Here is a 15,312-nt window from a genome sequence, read left to right as displayed (position 1 = left end):
CATCGACGCGTCGCGGAAAAAACGGCGGTCCGGGCGGGCGCATCGTCACCGCACGTGCACGGACGACGCAGCGGCCGCGAGCCGCCTGAAGCGATCGCCGCACCGGCGCCGTCGGAGCGTGCGTGCCAGCGCCGGCCGGGCCGATTGCCGCATCGGCTCAGGGCGGCAATCCCGCCCGCCGCAGGGCGTCGGCCAGCTGCGCGGCATCGTCGGGATTGCGGAACGGCTCCTTGCTCATGAAGCGGGCGCTCGAGAACTCCGGCTTCAGCGCCACGCAGTCGGCGGCCTCGCGCCGGGCACGGTCGCTGTCGCCCAGCCGCGCGTGACAGGCGGCGCGCAGCGCGGCCACGCGGTACTGGCGCACGGGGATGCGGTCGAACATCGCCAGCGCCTCGCTGTCGCGCCGCAAGACCATGTACGCCTGGCCGAGCGAGCGCCAGTACCAGGGCGGGTCGAAATAGGGATCGATCTCGCGGGCGCGGCGGAACCAGTCCAGCGCCTCCTCGGCCTGGCCGAGATAGACCAGCATCAGGCCCATGTCGGCGATGTTCCACTGGTTGTTCGGGTTGAGCTCGATCGCGCGCCGCGCGTACTGCAGGGTCAGGTCGTAGGCGCGCCGCTGCAGGCAGACCTGGGCCAGGATCGAGAAACAGGTGCTCTCGTGCTCGTCGAGTTCCACCGCGCGCTGCGCCAGCGCGTAGGCCTGCTGCAGCAGGGCGTCGGCAGCGGCGGGGTCGCGCTGCTCGTCGTACCACTGCCCGGCGCGCATCGCCGCGAGCATGGCGTAGGCCAGGCCGTAGCCGGGGTCCACCTCGATCGCCTTCTCGAACAGGCGCGTGGCTTCCGCCACGCCCGCCGGATCGCTCCAGGGCAGGATGTTGCCGCGCAGCACGTACTCGTAGGCCGCCTGGCTCGCCGCCGGCTTGCGCCGCGCGCGTTCCGCGTCGACCACCCGCACCCGTCCCACCAGGGTGCTGACGATGGTGCGCACCACCTGGTCCTGGACCGCGAAGATCTCGGCCAGGTCGCAGTCGTACTTCTCCGCCCAGATGTGGGCGCCGGTGCCGGTGTCGATCAGCTGCGCGGTGATGCGGATGCGCTCGCCCATGCGCCGCACGCTGCCTTCGACGATGAAACGCACCTGCAGCTCGCGCGCGACCTGCTGCACGTCGACGGCGGCGTCGCGGTAGCGGAACGAGGCCGTGCGCGAGCGCACCGCCAGCAGGCGCCAGCGCGAGAGCTCGGTGATGATGTCCTCGGTGATGCCGTCGCCCAGCGACGCCTGCTCCGGGTCGCCGCCCAGGTTGGCGAACGGCAGCACGCAGATGTCGACGCGCTCGGGCATGCCGACGGGGACCGGCGGCAGCTCCGCGAGCGCTGGCGCGGGCCGGTCCGCCGCGGCGACGGCAGAGGACGGCGGCACCGGCGGCGCCGGTGCGGCCGGGCGCACGATCAACGCCGCGAGCGCACGCAGCATGTCCTGCAGCGGCGGGCCCGCCGCGTGCACGTCGGCATCCTCCAGGTCGATGGTGTGCAGCGCGCGCACGTCCAGCGGCAAGGTCGCGCCGTCGAAGCGCACCGGCACCAGGATGCCGCGCTCGGCGGCCTCGCGCGCCTCGCCGCGTACCCAGCGCGAGGCGACCGAATCGGCGCTCCAGACCACCAGCACGGCGCGGGCCTGGGCCAGCTGCGCATCGATCAGGCGGTCGAACTCCTGCCCCGGCGCGATCTCCGGATCCCACCACACCGACCAGCCCCGGGCTTCGATCGCCGCCACCAGCGGCGCGACCCGGGCACGATCGCGGCGGGAGTAGGAAACGAAGACATCGGCCATGTCGGGGAACCTCAACCGCAGCGGTCGCCGCTTCCCCATCCGGCCCGGCGAGCATACTCCCGGCAGCGCAAGGCAATGTCGGGCCGACGGCCGCACGGCGAGCGCCGCGCCGCGGCGCCGTCACTGGTGGTTAGCGTCCGCCTGCCTACCCTCCATTAGTCCGACCGGGGATGTCCGATGAAGATCCTGATGGTGCTGACCTCGCACGACCGGCTCGGCGCGACCGGCGAGAAGACCGGTTTCTGGCTCGAGGAATTCGCCGCGCCGTACTACGTGTTCCGCGACGCCGGCGCCGAGGTCACCCTGGCCTCGCCCGCCGGCGGGCAGCCGCCGCTGGATCCCCGCAGCGACGCGCCCGATGCGCAGACGCCCGCCACCGCGCGTTTCCGCGACGACGCTGCCGCGCGCGCCGCACTGGCCGCGACGCTGCGCCTGTGCGATGTCGCCGACGCCAGCTTCGACGCCGTGTTCTATCCCGGCGGGCACGGCCCGCTGTGGGACCTGGCCGAGGACCGCGACTCGATCGCCCTGATCGAAGCCGCCTACGCGGCCGGCAAGCCGGTCGCCGCCGTATGCCACGCCCCGGCCGCGTTCCGTCACGCCAGGCGTCCCGACGGTGCGCCGCTGGTGCAAGGCAAGGCGGTCACCGGCTTCGCCAACACCGAGGAAGCGGCCGTGGGCCTGAGCGCGGTGGTGCCGTTCCGGGTCGAGGACATGCTCCGGCACAACGGCGGCCGCTATTCGAAGCAGGACGACTGGCAGGCGCATGTGGTCAGCGACGGCAACCTGGTCACCGGACAGAACCCGGCGTCCTCGGCGCCGGCGGCGCATGCGGTGCTGGCGCTGCTGCAGCGCGGCTGAGCCCGGGAGCCACTCGTCCGATCGCGCATGCCGCACGCGGCGCGGCGCGTTCGATCGCCGTTTCCGCGAAACCGGGATGGGGCAATCGTCCGGACCCTCCTCGACGATCGCGCGCGCCGCAGCGCGTCACCAGCTCAGGATGAAGTCGCCATCGCCCCGTGGCGCGACATCGCAACCCAGCGGCGCGCATTCGCGACGCAGCATCGCCAGCAGCCAGTCCCGGTCCGCGTCCCGCGCCAGCTCGATGCGGAAGCGGCGGATGCGGGTCGGCACCAGCGCCAGCTCGCGCAGGCAGCCGTCGGCGGCATCGATGCGCGGGAAGTACATCAGGCCCAGCTCGCCGCGGAACGCCTCGTGGCCGCCGATGCCCTCGTAGTCGTTGAGCAGGTCGCCGCAGCCGTAGAGCACCAGATGCCCGCGATGGACCTCGATCGCCTTGGGATGATGCGAGGAGTGGCCATGCACCAGGTCCACGCCGGCGCCGTCGATCAGCGCGTGCGCGAACGCGCGTTGCGCCGGCGCCACCGCATACCCCCAGTTGTCGCCCCAGTGCACGGAGAACACGACCACGTCGCCGGCACGCTTGTGCCGGGCGACCTCGGCGCCGATCCGCGCCACCGTGCGCGGCGACAGGTCCGGCAGCCGCTGCACCCCGGCGCGGGCCGCGCGCGCCGCCCAGAACTCCGGCACCCCCGCATCCTCGCTGGCCGCCGCGAACACCAGCACTCGCCGCGCCTGCGGCAACGGCAGCACCGCCGGCGCGCGCGCCGCCGCCAGCCGCGGCCCGGCGCCGGCGACGGCGATGCCGGCCGCGCGCAGCGTCGCCAGCGTCTCCGCCAAACCCTCGCGGCCCCAGTCCAGCATGTGGTTGTTGGCCAGTACGCAGCAATCGACGCCCGCGGCGGCAAGCACGTCGACGTTGCGCGGCTGCATGCGGTAGTTGATGCCCTTGGGCCAGGGCCGGTCGTGACGGGTGACGGCGGTTTCCAGGTTGACGATGCGCGCCTGCGGCTGCCGCTGCCGCCACTGCGCCAGAGCCTCGCCCCAGACGTAGTCGGCGGCAACCTGGCGCGGGATGCGGCCGCTGACGGCCTCGGCCAGTTCCACGTAGCGGCGCGCGTCGCGGACCACGGCCTCGTGCAGCAGCGGCTCGGACGGATGCGCCAGGATCTGGTCGATGCCGCGCCCGAGCATGACATCGCCGCACAGGAACAGCGTGATCGGCATGCCGCCATGGTCGCGGCCGCGCCCGGCGCGCGGCAACGCCCGCCGCGTCGCGCTGCGGGTGTCACCCATCGCCGCGCCGCCCACCGCGCCCAGGACGATGCAGGCCAGCTGCCGCAGGAAACGCCGGCGTCCGCGCATGCCCGGCAGCCTGCAGGCAGCGGCGTGACGCGCGCCTGAAGCCGCGCCCGTCGACGCGCCTGCGGCGTCGCAGCGTCAGCGGGCCGCGTCGCGGTCCGCGGCGTGCGCCTGGCGGCCGAAAGCCAGCACGCGTTCGACCAGCCAGTCGATGTCGGCGCGGCGGCTGCGGAAGTTGACGATGCACACGCGCAGGCTGTAGCGCCCGTCGAGCGTGGTCGGCGACAGGACGATCTCGCCGGTCGCCAGCAACTGCGCCTGGATCGCGGCGTTGATCCGATCCAGCGCGGCCGCATCGGCGCCTGCCGGGCGGTAGCGGAAGCAGCTGATGCTGAGGTCGGAAGCCAGCAGTTCCAGCTCGGCCTCGGCGCGGACCCGCCGGTCGAGGTATGCGCGCAGCGCGATGTTGTCGGCGATCGCGCGCCGGTAGGCATCGACCCCGCGCAGCTTGAACATGACCCACAGCTTCAGCGCGCGGAACCGCCGCGACAGCTCCATGCCGTAGTCCCAGAACGCATGGCTCTCCAGCGGCGCGGTCTCGGTCACGGTGATGTACTCGGAGGTGTCGGCATACGCATCGCGCAGGCGTTGCGGGTCGCGCACCAGCAGCACGCCGGTGTCGAACGGCGCGTACAGCCACTTGTGCGGATCCAGCGACAGCGAGTCGGCCCGGGCGAAACCCTCGCGCAGGAAGGCGTAGGCCGGGGTCAGCGCGGCCGGCGCGCCGTAGGCGCCGTCGACATGGAACCAGACGCCGATCTCGCCGCAGACCGCGGCCAGCTCCGCCAGCGGATCGATGCTGCCGGCGTTGGCGGTACCGGCCGAGGCGGCGACCAGCGTCGGGACCAGACCGGCCGCGCGATCGGCGGCCAGGGCCGCGCGCAGCGTGTCCGGCTGCAGCCGTCGCGCCGCGTCCACGGCCAGGCTGCGGACGTGACCGACTCCGAGAAAACGCGCCGCCTTGGCCAGCGACAGGTGGGTCTCACGCGAGGTGTACAGCACCAGCCGCTCGCGCGCCGTACCCGGATGCCGGCGCTGCGCATGCTCCACCGCCGCGCCCAGCGCGTGCAGGTTGGCCGCCGAACCGCCGCCCAGCAGCAGGCCGTGACCGCCGCCGTCGAAACCCACCAGCGCATCCAGCCAGTGCAGCACCTGCCGCTCCACGGTCGCGGCGGCCGGCGCCGAGCGCCACGCGGTCACGTTCTGGTTGATGGCCGAGGCCAGCAGGTCGGCCAGCGCGCCGACCGGGTCCGGCGAGGCGCAGACATGCGCGAACTGACGCGGATGCCCGTTATGCCGCGAATGGCGCAACACCTTGTCGCGCAGTTCTTCCAGCAGCCTGGCCGCGTCGATGCCCTGTTCCGGTGGCGGTTGCTCGAACAGCGCCGCCAGTTCGACGCCGCTGCAGTGGCGCAGCACCGGCGCATCGGGTTCGGCAGCCAGCCACTGCGCGGCCAGCTCCAGCATGTCGCCGCCCAGCTGGCGGAAGCGCTCGACCGGCATGTCGAGCTCGCTGCGGGCGGCGGGGGCGTCGTGGTGGTTCATGCGGTGGTGTCCTTGCGAGACGGCGCCATGACTGTGGCGGTACGGATCGGGAAAACCATAAGCCAATGGCTACGCCGGCGCCGACGGCGATGGCTATAGCCGTGTCCGCCGCGTCCAGCAGGCGCTTGCTGCCGTACCGCCGCGCGCCGCAAGGTTCGCACAGCGCACGCCCGGGTTTTGCGCCCGCGGGTGTATAACGCCGGGGTCCCCACGGGAGCGAGCGCCATGAAACACCTGCTCAAGTTTGCCGTCTTCGCCATCGTCGCCAGCATCGCGCTGGCGCTGCCGTCGTTTGCCGCATTGAAGGTCGGCGCCCGTGCGCCCGATTTCAGCGCCCCCGCCTATCTCGCCGGCGAACCGTTCACCTTCAAGCTCGCCGATGCGCTGAAACAGGGCCCGGTGGTGGTGTACTTCTTCCCCGCCGCGCATACCCCCGGCTGCAACCTGGAAGCGCACCTGTTCTCCGAGGCCATCGACAAGTTCAAGGCGCAGCACGCCACCGTGATCGGCGTCACCGCCGGCAACGTGGACGAGCTGGCGGATTTCTCCCGGGAAACCGAACACTGCGGCGGCAAGTTCCCGGTCGCCGCCGACCCCGGCGCGAAGATCGCCCGGCAATACGACGCCCTGCTGAAGATGAAGCCCGGCTGGTCCGACCGCACCTCCTACGCGATCGCGCCCTCGGGCACGATCGCCGCCGTGCACTCGGACCTCAATCCCAACCAGCACGTGAAGGCGATGCTGGACGCGGTGACCGCGCTCGGAAAGTAGCCGGTACGGCGCCGCCTCAACCTCGACTGGCCGAGCGGCAGGATTCGTCTCCGGGGCAAGCCTGCAGCGCGATCCAGTCGCCGCCGCTGCTGCCGAATCAGGCGTTGCCGGGGGTGTCGTAGCGGCTGCTGGCCAGGCGTCCGGCGATGCTGTCGAGGCTGCGACCGAGTTTTTCGCCGGCGCCGGCGATCGCCAGTTCCACGGTGGCCGCCTGGTGCGTGGCGACGACGGGATCCAGGCCGGCGGGGCGGGCCTCGAGCACGCAGCGCTTGTCGACGCCACCCTTGTCGCTGTTGACGTCGCTCAGGTGGGCCTGGATCCGGGTGATCTGCGCGCCGAACCGGGACGTCGCCGCCGCGACCGCGGCCTCCAGCAGCTGCTGCAGCCTGTCGCTCGCGGGGATCGTGCGGTCGGTGTGGATCAGGATCTGCATGGCGTCGTCTCCGGAAGGATGCATGGCGGGCGCGTTGGTGCTCGGGATTTGCCGGCCGCGCCGTGCGGCCGGCGCGTTCGGTACGGCGGCCGGCTCAGTACCGGTAGATCGCGGCGAGTCCGCTCGTGCCCGGCATGCGTTCGGCCGGCACCACCAGCACCTCGCCGCCGCTGCGCAGGACGCGCTCGCCGAGCACGTCGAGCAGATCCTCGTCCGCAGCGGCGTCCGGCTGTGCGAACGCCACGGCGCCGGCGGCGTCGATGCGGCCGGGTACCCGACGCCCGGCCTCCAGCAGCAGGGTCGCCACCCGGCCTTCATCCGCGGTCCGTGCCACGTCCGACAGGTCGGTCGAGCCGTGCTGCGCGGCTTGCGCGGCGGCGAACGCCTTGAGCATCCCTGCCAGGCGCTGCAGGTACCAAGGTTTCAGCAGTTGCCAGGCGCGCTCGCGCAGTTGCTCCGGCGTCAGCGCTTCGGGATTGACGTCAATCGCGGTGGCGATCAGTTGCGGGTTGACGCTGAGCGCGCGGAACAGCCGCTGGTGTTCGGGCAGCGCCGCCAGCAGCAGCGGCAACCCGGTGGCGCGCGAATGGTATTCGAGCACGGCGCGATCCACCTGACGGAAGAACTGTTCGGTCTCGACGTCGATCGCATCCTGCTTGACGTCGCTGGCACCGTGCCGGCCCATCGCGCCGGGCTCGATCCGGCCGTAGGTGCGGCTGGCGCGGTCGCGCTCGACCTCGCGCGTCACAACCTGGTCCACGGTGCGCGGTACCTGCGGCGCCAGTTCGATTTCCTGCATGCGATCGCGGTTGCCTTCGAACAGACGGGCGCGGTGCCGATCCAGGCCCAGGATCTGGAAGCGGTCGGCGGACTGCACGATCCGCAGTAACGGCCGGGTGTGCAGGCTGTCGCCTACGACGGCCACCTCCGGCACCGGACGCGGCAGTCGGTAGACGCGGAACATGCCGGGCGCAGCCAGCACCGCCAGGCCCTCGAGGTTGTGCTCCCAGAACTCGGCATCCGCCGCCAGCGCGCGGAACCGTGCCAGCAGCGCATCGGCGTCCCGGTCCGGATATTTCTGCTGCAGCCCGGCCTCGAGCGAGCGGATCAGGTTGCGGAAGCGGATCGGATCCTGCTGGCGGTCCGGGAACTGGCGATGGGTCGCCTGGTACACGGACAGGCACGGCGCCGGGTACGCGCCCAGCAGCAGGTCCGGGTAGTCGTGTTCGAGCTGGTCCATGGCGGTGTCCGGATCGGGATCGCAATTGCGATCGTTACCGATATCCGGGCGACGGCGCGTGAACGCAACGCCGCGCAGCGTCCGGTCGCGCGGGATGCGGCGCGACCGCCGGCGCCCTGCCCTGCTCGGCGCCGCGGCCGCGCGCGCTTACGCGGCGACGCCGTCCAGCACGATCCGCAGCATCGCGTCCAGCCCGGTGGCGCGCTGCTGCGGAGTCATCGCTTCGCCGCGGCGGATGTGGTCGGAGACCGCGAGCACCGCGATCGCCTCGACCCCGAGCGCAGCCGCCGCGCCGTACAGGCCGGCGGCCTCCATCTCCACGCCCAGCACGCCGTGGCGTTCGAGCAGGTCGAACAGCGCCGGGTCGGGATGGTGGAACAGGTCGGTGGAAAACACGTTGCCGATGCGCACCCGCGCGCCGGCGCGCTGCGCGGCGTCGGCAACGCTGCGCACCAGATCGAAGCTCGCCAGCGCCGCCAGGTCGTAACCGCCGAAGCGCAGGCGGTTGACCCGCGAATCGGTGCTGGCGCCCAGGGCGACGACGATGTCGCCCAGTTGCACGTCGGCGCCGGTGGCGCCGCAGGTGCCCACGCGCACCAGCCGCCGCACGCCGTACTCGCGCACCAGCTCGGTGGCATAGAGCGAGCACGACGGGATGCCCATGCCGGTTCCCATCACCGAGATCCGGCGGCCGCGCCAGTGGCCGGTGAAGCCCGGCATGTCGCGCACGTTGCTGACCTGCTCGGCGTCCTGCAGCAGCTGCGTGGCGATGTGGCGCGCGCGCACCGGATCGCCGGGCAGCAGCACGGTGTCGGCGAAGGCGCCGGCGGCGGCGTCGATGTGCGGCGTGCTCATGCGGAACCTCCGGGAAACTCCAGGTCGCGCGCCCGCACGGCGATGCCGGGCGACTCCGGCGCCGGCGGCAGGCTGCGGCTCATGCGCGCGCCGATCCCGCGTCCAGCGCCGCCAGGATGTCGTCCAGCAGGCTGCTGGCACCGATGCGGAAGCGCTGCGGCGTCGCCCATTGCGGCCCGAGGATGGCGTCGGCCAGGGCGAAGTACGTTGCCGCCTGCGCCAGCGTGCGCACGCCGCCGGCGACCTTGACGCCGCAGCGCCCGCCGCGCGCCTGCGTGGCCTGCAGCAGCCGCTGCGCCGCCGCCGGGGTCGCATTCACCGCCACCTTGCCGGTGGAGGTCTTGAGGAAATCGGCGCCGGCGTCGAGCGCCAGCCCGGCGGCCGCGTCGATCAGCGCATCCTCGTGCAGCATGCCGGTCTCCAGGATGACCTTCATCCGTGCGCGGGTGCCGCAGGCCTCGCGGCAGGCGCGCAGCACGGCCGTCGCTGCGGCGGCATCGCCGGCTTGCAGGCGCCGCCACGGCAGTACCACGTCGATCTCGTGCGCGCCGGCAGCGAGCGCGCGCCGGGTCTCGCGCTGCACGCGCGCGGGATCGGCGCCACCGTCGGGGAAGTTGACCACGGTCGCGACCCGTACCGCGGCCAGACCTTCGTCCTGCAGCCGCGCCCGGCAGGTGGCAACCCACTCCGGATACACGCACAACGCGGCTGGCGCCCCGTGCGGCGTGCGCGCGGCGGCGCACAGCGCCTCGATCCGCGCCATGTCGTCGTCCTCGCCCAGGCTGGTCAGGTCCAGCGCGGCCAGGGTGCGCAGCGCCAGCGCCTGCAGGTTCGGTTCCATTGTGGTGCCCCGCTCCCGATTGCTGCAGCCACGGTAAGCGATGTCGCCGGGCAGCCGATTGACGCCCGTCAAGGCCGCACGGGACGCACGGGGGCCGCGCCAAGCGCACGGCCGAGGCTCGCCCGGATTGCCCCTCCTCCGATTCTCCGGGCCGGTGTAACATATCAAATCGAAATGGGAATCACCCGCATCTTCACTGCATCGACGGCAGGATGGACATACCCGTCGCCATGACCGCGCCGGCTGCCGGCCACGTCGCCGACGCCCCCGGCGCGACCATCGGCGCGCCGGCGCCGTTGCTGGTCGCCTACGCCACCCAGACCGGCATCGCCGAACTGCACGCCCGCGACACCTGCCGCGCGCTGCAGGCTGCCGGCGTGCCGACCCGGCTGCTGGACTTCGACAGCCTGTCGCTGCCGATGCTGCATGCCGCCGACCGCGCCCTGTTCCTCGTCAGCACCAGTTACGACGGCGACCCGCCGGACATGGCCGAGGCCTTCAATCGCGACGCGATGGGCCGCAGCGCGCAGCTGGCGCACCTGCGCTACGGGCTGCTGATGCTGGGCGACAGCTACTACGACGATTTCTGCGGTTTCGGCCGCCGGCTGCAGCGCTGGCTGCAGGCCAGCGGCGCCCGGCCGCTGTTCGAGCCGGTGGCGATGGACGACGAAGACCCGGCCGCGCTGCAGCGCTGGCGCGTCGGCATCGGCGCGACGGTGCTGCGCTAGGGCAGGCGGCGCATGGCCGTCCCTCTTCCCGCCGCTGCCCGCCCCTCATCCGCCCCTGCGGGGCGCCTTCTCCCCGCACGCCGGGAGAAGGCGTCGTCCCTCCGCAATCGGTGGCAGCATCAGGCCGCAGCGGCGACGTCGTCGCGCAAGGCGCGTCGCAGGATCTTGCCGATGTTGCTCTTGGGCAGCGGCTGCTCGCGGAACTCGACGATGCGCGGCACCTTGTAGGCGGTCAGGTGCCGCCGGCAGTGCGCCAGCAGGTCGTCCTCGCTCAGGGCCGGGTCGCTGCGCACCACGAACACCTTCACCGCCTCGCCCGAGCGCGGGTCGGGGACGCCCAGCGCGGCGGCTTCCAGCACGCCGGGGTGCAGCGCCAGCACGTCCTCGACCTCGTTGGGGAACACCTTGAACCCGGACACCACGATCATGTCCTTCTTGCGGTCGGTGATGCGGATGCTGCCGCGCGCGTCCATCACGCCCATGTCGCCGGTGCGCAGCCAGCCGTCGGCGGTGAACACCTTGGCGGTCTCGTCGGGCCGCTGCCAGTAACCCGGCATCACCTGCGGGCCGCGCAGGCAGATCTCGCCGACCTCTCCGAGCGCGACCGGCGCGCCGTCGTCGTCGAGGATCGCCGCCTCGGTGCTCGGGATCGGCACGCCGATCGTCCCGCTCCATTCCTCGACGGTGACCGGATTGGCGATCGCCACCGGCGCGCTCTCGGTGAGGCCGTAGCCTTCCACCAGGGGCACGCCCGCCCGCTCCTTCCAGCGCCGCGCGACCACCTGCTGCACCGCCATGCCACCGGCCACCGCGAGCTTCAGGTGGCTCAGGTCGACATCGGCGAAGCCCGGCGCATCGAGCAGCGCGCGGAACAGCGTGTTGACGCCGACGATCGCGGTGAAGCGCGTCTGCCGCAGCGTCTTGACGAACGCCGGCAAGTCGCGCGGATTGGCCACCAGCACCGTCTGCGCGCCCTTGCCGAAGAAGGCCAGGCACGCAGTCAGCGCGAACACGTGGTACAGCGGCAACGGCAGGATCGCCGTTTCCGCGCCGTCGCGCATGTTGGGCGCCATCCATGCGGTCACCTGCAACAGGTTGGCCACCATGTTGCCGTGGGTCAGCATCACGCCCTTGGCCACGCCGGTGGTGCCGCCCGTGTACTGCAGGAACGCCAGGTCGTCATGGTTCAGCGTCACCTCCTGCAGCGCCAGCGTGCGGCCGGTGGCCAGGGCCCGGCCGAAGGGCACCGCACCGGGCAAGTGCCATGGCGGCACCATCTTTTTCACGTGCTTGACCGCCGCGTTGGTCAGCAGCCGCCGGAGCGGCGGCAGCAGATCGCCCACCTGCGTCGTCACCACCGTGCGCAGCGGCGTGGCCGCGACGACCTGCTGCAGCGTGTGCGCGAAGTTCTCCAGCACCACGATCGCGCTCGCGCCGGAATCCTTCAGCTGGTGCTCCAGTTCGCGCGGCGTGTACAGCGGATTGACGTTGACCACCACCAGGCCGGCGCGCAATACGCCGAACAGCGCCACGGGGTACTGCAGCAGGTTCGGCAGCATCAGGGCCACGCGCTCGCCGCGCCGCAGTCCGGCCGCGCTCTGCAGCCAGGCGGCGAAGGCGCGGCTGTCTTCGTCGAGCTCCCGGAACGTCATGGCCGTGCCCATCGAGCAGAACGCCGGCAGGTCGGCAAACCGCGCGCAGCAGGTATCCAGCACCTCGGCCAGCGAGGCGAAGCGCTGCGGATCGATCTCGGCCGGGACGCCGGGCGGATACTGGGCGAGCCATGGCTTGGGCATGCGTGCGCGTCGGTGTCGGAAGCCTGCGAGCCAGTATTGCCCGCGCGGCGTGATAGAACGGTCGTGTCGCGGGCCACGCCCGCCGGCCGCAGCGCGGGCGGGAGCCGCCGACCGGCACCGCGCCGCCGGCCCACGGCGGCCGTCCGCCCTGCGGGTCGCCGTTGACCGCTTCACCGCCCCTCAAGGAGATCCCCATGCACCGCATGCTCGCAGCCGCATTGCTCCCGCTGTCGCTGGCCGCCGCCCTGCCGGCCTTGGCCCAGGACGCCCCGCCGCAGCTGTCGCCCGAGGAGGCGGCGATGATGCAGGCCTACCAGCAGGCCGGCACGCCCGGCGCCGCGCACGCCGCGCTGGCGAAAACGGTCGGCGACTACACCCTGTCGATCCGCAGCTGGAACGCCCCCGACGCGCCGCCGACGGTCGAAACCGGCACCGCCACGCGCAGCATGGTCCTCGGCGGCCGGGTGCTGGTCGAGCAGGTGCAGTCGCAGATGTACGGCCAGCCCTTCACCGGCCACGGCATGCACGGCTACGACAACGTCACCGGCAAGCACTGGGCGACCTGGAACGACAGCATGTCCACCGGACTCATGGTCAGCGAAGGCAGTTGCGACGACGCCGGCGCCTGCAGCTTCACCGGCAGCTGGAACGACCCGGTGACCAAGGGCAGGATCACCACGCGCATGACCAGCCGCTGGACCAGCCCCACGGTCGAAGTGTTCGAAATGTACGGTCCGGGTCCGGACGGCCAGGAAATGAAGATGATGGAGATCACCTACACCAGGCAGTAAGCGCGGGCGCGCCGGCTGCGGCCGGCCCCTCATCCGCCCCTGCGGGGCACCTTCTCCCCGCCCGCGGGGAGAAGGCATTGCACGACCCGGAGCCGGCGGGTGAGGGGCCGCCGGAGCTGGCCATGCCTGTGAGCGACGCTGTAGCCTGCCTGCGGCGAATCCATTTTTGTTGCAGGAAGCCGCCATTGATCGCAATTTCCACGCAATTGTTGAATTTTTACGTCATTTCGCATAAAATTCGCGTTCTCCCGCCCGACCAAGGAGACGCATGTCCCGCACCCGACCGCCCCGCACCCCCACCACCCTCGCCCCGACCAAGACAGCCGCCCGCGCCGCAGGCGCCAGCAAGGCAGCCGTCCGCTCCGCCGCCAATCCGGCCAAGGCAGCAGCCCGTTACGCCGCCACATCCCCCGCCAAGGTCTCGCCCCGCCCTGTCACCGGCGCCGCCGCGGCCGCGACCAAACCGGCAGCCCGCTCCGTTGCCGCAACCCCAGCCAGGCCGGCAGCCGGCCCCACCGCCGCTTCGGCCAAGGCAACGGCCCGCTCTGCCGCCGCAACTCCCGCCAAGGCCTTGGCTCAAGTCGCCGCCGCTTCGGCCAAACCCACGGCCCGTCCCGCCGCTCCGGCCAAGGCGTTGCCCCGCCCCGCTGCCGGCAAGAACGGCAACACGCACGCGGGCATGAGTCGCGAAGACATCGCCGACCACATCGCCGCCTTCCGCAAGCGCGGCGGCCGCATCGAGGTTCTCGGCACCACGCCGCTGCGCACGACCGCACCGGCCGCATTCCGGTCCCGGGCCACGGTCCAGCGCCAGACGCAGGCGCGCGCGACCGGCAAGACCGGCGGCTGAGGCGACACCAGCCGCATCCCGACCCCGGAACACGGTCCAGCGTCAGGCGCGGGCGCGCGCGTCCGGCAAGGCCGGAGTCCGAGGCGACACGGAGCGATCCCGGTCCCCGGAACAGGGGCCGGCGCCAGGCGTCCGGCAAGGGGGCCGAGGCGACGCCGGCGCGAGTCGCGAACCGGCGCCCCAGACGATGGACCTGCGCGGCTGGTTCCCGCATATCGGACTTCGTACGCCGGATTCTCCCTGCGCACCGGACTCCCCGCGAAGATCGCCGCCGCCGACGCGCCGCCTTATCCGGCGGGCGTTATCCGGCGGGCGTTGCGGGATGCGCCAGGGCGTAGTCGATCGCCGCCCGCACCGCCGCCACCTGCGCGGCGTTGCATTGCTCCGGCGTCGCCCGCGGGCTGTCGGGGTAGACCTCGGTGGTGGTCTTGTAGCGCGCCGCGGTGATGCCCGCGCACAGGCCGAGTTCCTCCAGCGCGTACTCGATCACGCCCGGCGCGACCACCGGCGAGCCGATGATCGTGCCGTCGGCGTCGGCCGGGGCGATGTGGGTGACCGCGGCCACCGCCGCGATGATCGCCTGCTGGAACGCCGGCTGCGGCGCCGCGCTGTCGTCCACCAGGTAGAAGCCGTCGGGGATCGTGCCCGGCGTGAACGGCTTGCCGTCGCGCGCGGCCAGCGCCGGGCGGAACTCGGACTCGTCGCTGTCGGTGGTCTCGTGCAGGTCGATGTGCACCAGCACGCGCTCGCGCAGCGGCGCCACCAACTGCAGCAACGCCGCCGACTCCGGCGCCGGGCTGTCGGCGCGGAACGAGCGGTTGGGGTCGAGCGCATCCGGATTCCATCGGTGGATGCGCTCGTAGCCCCACGGGCTGACGCACGGCGCGATCAGCAGGTTGACGCGGCCGGCGTAGTCCGCGGCGTGGTGCCCGGCAAAGCGCAGGGCGCCGTGCACGCCGCTGGTCTCGTAGCCGTGGACGCCGCCGGTGACCAGGGCCACGGGACGCGCGTCGCGCCAGTCGCGGCTGCGCAGGGCGAACAGCGGATAGCGGTCGGCGCCGTAATCCAGCTCGCCGTACTGCTCCACGTCCAGCTGCGCACGCAGGCGCTCGATCGCCGCCAGCACGTCGTCGGCGTAGCTGCGCCGACGCACCTGCCGCGCGCGCCAGGCCGCGACTTCCGCCGCGCCCCAGACCACGCCGGGGGTGCCGATGGGATAGGAGGCTGCGGGCTGCACGGTCACGGGGCGGATCCTTCGAAGTTGCGGTGGAGAGACCGAAAACTGTAGCAGGAACGCCGTCCGGCCCGGGTTGCACGCATCCGGGACACTTCGCGCGCCATGCCCGGCCGCGACTGCAAACAATCGCGCGCGCCCGCCGCGACGACCCGCGGGCCATCGTGCGTG

The 15,312-nt window shown here is 72.5% G+C and carries 14 protein-coding genes; 5 read left to right on the top strand and 9 right to left on the bottom strand.

Annotated elements, in window-relative coordinates; all coding sequences use genetic code 11:
- Positions 1-157: 157 nt before the first annotated feature.
- A complete protein-coding gene (locus D0Y53_RS07035) occupies positions 158-1,834 on the bottom strand; it encodes a TIR domain-containing protein (RefSeq protein WP_158550600.1) in 1,677 nt (558 codons plus the stop codon).
- 177 nt (positions 1,835-2,011) lie between these two features.
- Here D0Y53_RS07035 and D0Y53_RS07030 point away from each other — a divergent pair, with 177 nt between their 5' ends.
- Complete coding sequence (locus D0Y53_RS07030) at positions 2,012-2,695, top strand: type 1 glutamine amidotransferase domain-containing protein (protein WP_117202492.1); 684 nt, start codon at positions 2,012-2,014, stop codon at positions 2,693-2,695.
- 126 nt (positions 2,696-2,821) lie between these two features.
- Here D0Y53_RS07030 and D0Y53_RS07025 read toward each other — a convergent pair whose 3' ends face one another.
- Complete coding sequence (locus D0Y53_RS07025; protein WP_199492014.1) at positions 2,822-4,060, bottom strand: CapA family protein; 1,239 nt, start codon at positions 4,058-4,060, stop codon at positions 2,822-2,824.
- Between the two features lie 75 nt (positions 4,061-4,135).
- Positions 4,136-5,602 (bottom strand): pyridoxal phosphate-dependent decarboxylase family protein, encoded by a 1,467-nt coding sequence (locus D0Y53_RS07020; RefSeq protein ID WP_117202491.1) that lies wholly within the window; start codon positions 5,600-5,602, stop codon positions 4,136-4,138.
- A 225-nt stretch (positions 5,603-5,827) separates the two neighbouring features.
- On the opposite strand from D0Y53_RS07020, the gene D0Y53_RS07015 reads away from it, so the two are divergent.
- Positions 5,828-6,373, top strand: a complete 546-nt coding sequence (locus D0Y53_RS07015) for a peroxiredoxin (RefSeq protein WP_117202490.1) — start codon at positions 5,828-5,830, stop codon at positions 6,371-6,373.
- A 97-nt stretch (positions 6,374-6,470) separates the two neighbouring features.
- Here D0Y53_RS07015 and D0Y53_RS07010 read toward each other — a convergent pair whose 3' ends face one another.
- The 4 genes from D0Y53_RS07010 to deoC form a co-directional block, all read right to left on the bottom strand.
- The gene (locus tag D0Y53_RS07010) at positions 6,471-6,806 is read right to left on the bottom strand and encodes an HPF/RaiA family ribosome-associated protein (protein WP_117202489.1); all 336 of its coding nucleotides are present in this window, start codon (positions 6,804-6,806) and stop codon (positions 6,471-6,473) included.
- A 94-nt stretch (positions 6,807-6,900) separates the two neighbouring features.
- Positions 6,901-8,046, bottom strand: coding sequence for a baeRF3 domain-containing protein (locus D0Y53_RS07005; protein WP_117202488.1), 1,146 nt, complete (start codon positions 8,044-8,046; stop codon positions 6,901-6,903).
- Positions 8,047-8,193: 147 nt separating this feature from the next.
- Positions 8,194-8,901: a purine-nucleoside phosphorylase gene (deoD, locus tag D0Y53_RS07000; RefSeq protein WP_117202487.1), complete on the bottom strand. Its 708-nt coding sequence runs from the start codon at positions 8,899-8,901 to the stop codon at positions 8,194-8,196.
- Between the two features lie 79 nt (positions 8,902-8,980).
- A complete protein-coding gene (deoC, locus tag D0Y53_RS06995; protein WP_117202486.1) occupies positions 8,981-9,742 on the bottom strand; it encodes a deoxyribose-phosphate aldolase in 762 nt (253 codons plus the stop codon).
- Between the two features lie 230 nt (positions 9,743-9,972).
- On the opposite strand from deoC, the gene D0Y53_RS06990 reads away from it, so the two are divergent.
- Complete coding sequence (locus tag D0Y53_RS06990) at positions 9,973-10,470, top strand: flavodoxin domain-containing protein (protein WP_233511694.1); 498 nt, start codon at positions 9,973-9,975, stop codon at positions 10,468-10,470.
- 119 nt (positions 10,471-10,589) lie between these two features.
- Here the strand turns inward: D0Y53_RS06990 and D0Y53_RS06985 are convergent, their stop codons facing one another.
- Positions 10,590-12,266, bottom strand: coding sequence for an AMP-binding protein (locus tag D0Y53_RS06985; RefSeq protein WP_117202484.1), 1,677 nt, complete (start codon positions 12,264-12,266; stop codon positions 10,590-10,592).
- A gap of 194 nt (positions 12,267-12,460) precedes the next feature.
- Between D0Y53_RS06985 and D0Y53_RS06980 the strand changes: the two genes are divergently transcribed.
- Both D0Y53_RS06980 and D0Y53_RS12665 read left to right on the top strand, forming a co-directional pair.
- Positions 12,461-13,057 carry a DUF1579 domain-containing protein gene (locus D0Y53_RS06980; RefSeq protein WP_117202483.1) on the top strand — a complete coding sequence of 199 codons (597 nt, stop codon included), beginning with the start codon at positions 12,461-12,463 and terminating at the stop codon, positions 13,055-13,057.
- A 268-nt stretch (positions 13,058-13,325) separates the two neighbouring features.
- Positions 13,326-13,907: a hypothetical protein gene (locus tag D0Y53_RS12665; RefSeq protein ID WP_147319033.1), complete on the top strand. Its 582-nt coding sequence runs from the start codon at positions 13,326-13,328 to the stop codon at positions 13,905-13,907.
- 301 nt (positions 13,908-14,208) lie between these two features.
- Here D0Y53_RS12665 and D0Y53_RS06970 read toward each other — a convergent pair whose 3' ends face one another.
- Positions 14,209-15,144: a M14 family metallopeptidase gene (locus D0Y53_RS06970; protein ID WP_117202547.1), complete on the bottom strand. Its 936-nt coding sequence runs from the start codon at positions 15,142-15,144 to the stop codon at positions 14,209-14,211.
- Positions 15,145-15,312 lie beyond the last annotated feature (168 nt).

Source organism: Cognatiluteimonas weifangensis (assembly GCF_003416885.1).
Lineage (GTDB): Bacteria > Pseudomonadota > Gammaproteobacteria > Xanthomonadales > Xanthomonadaceae > Cognatiluteimonas > Cognatiluteimonas weifangensis.
Note: the sequence above shows the minus strand (reverse complement) of the source record. Positions and strands in the feature narration are given on the sequence as shown.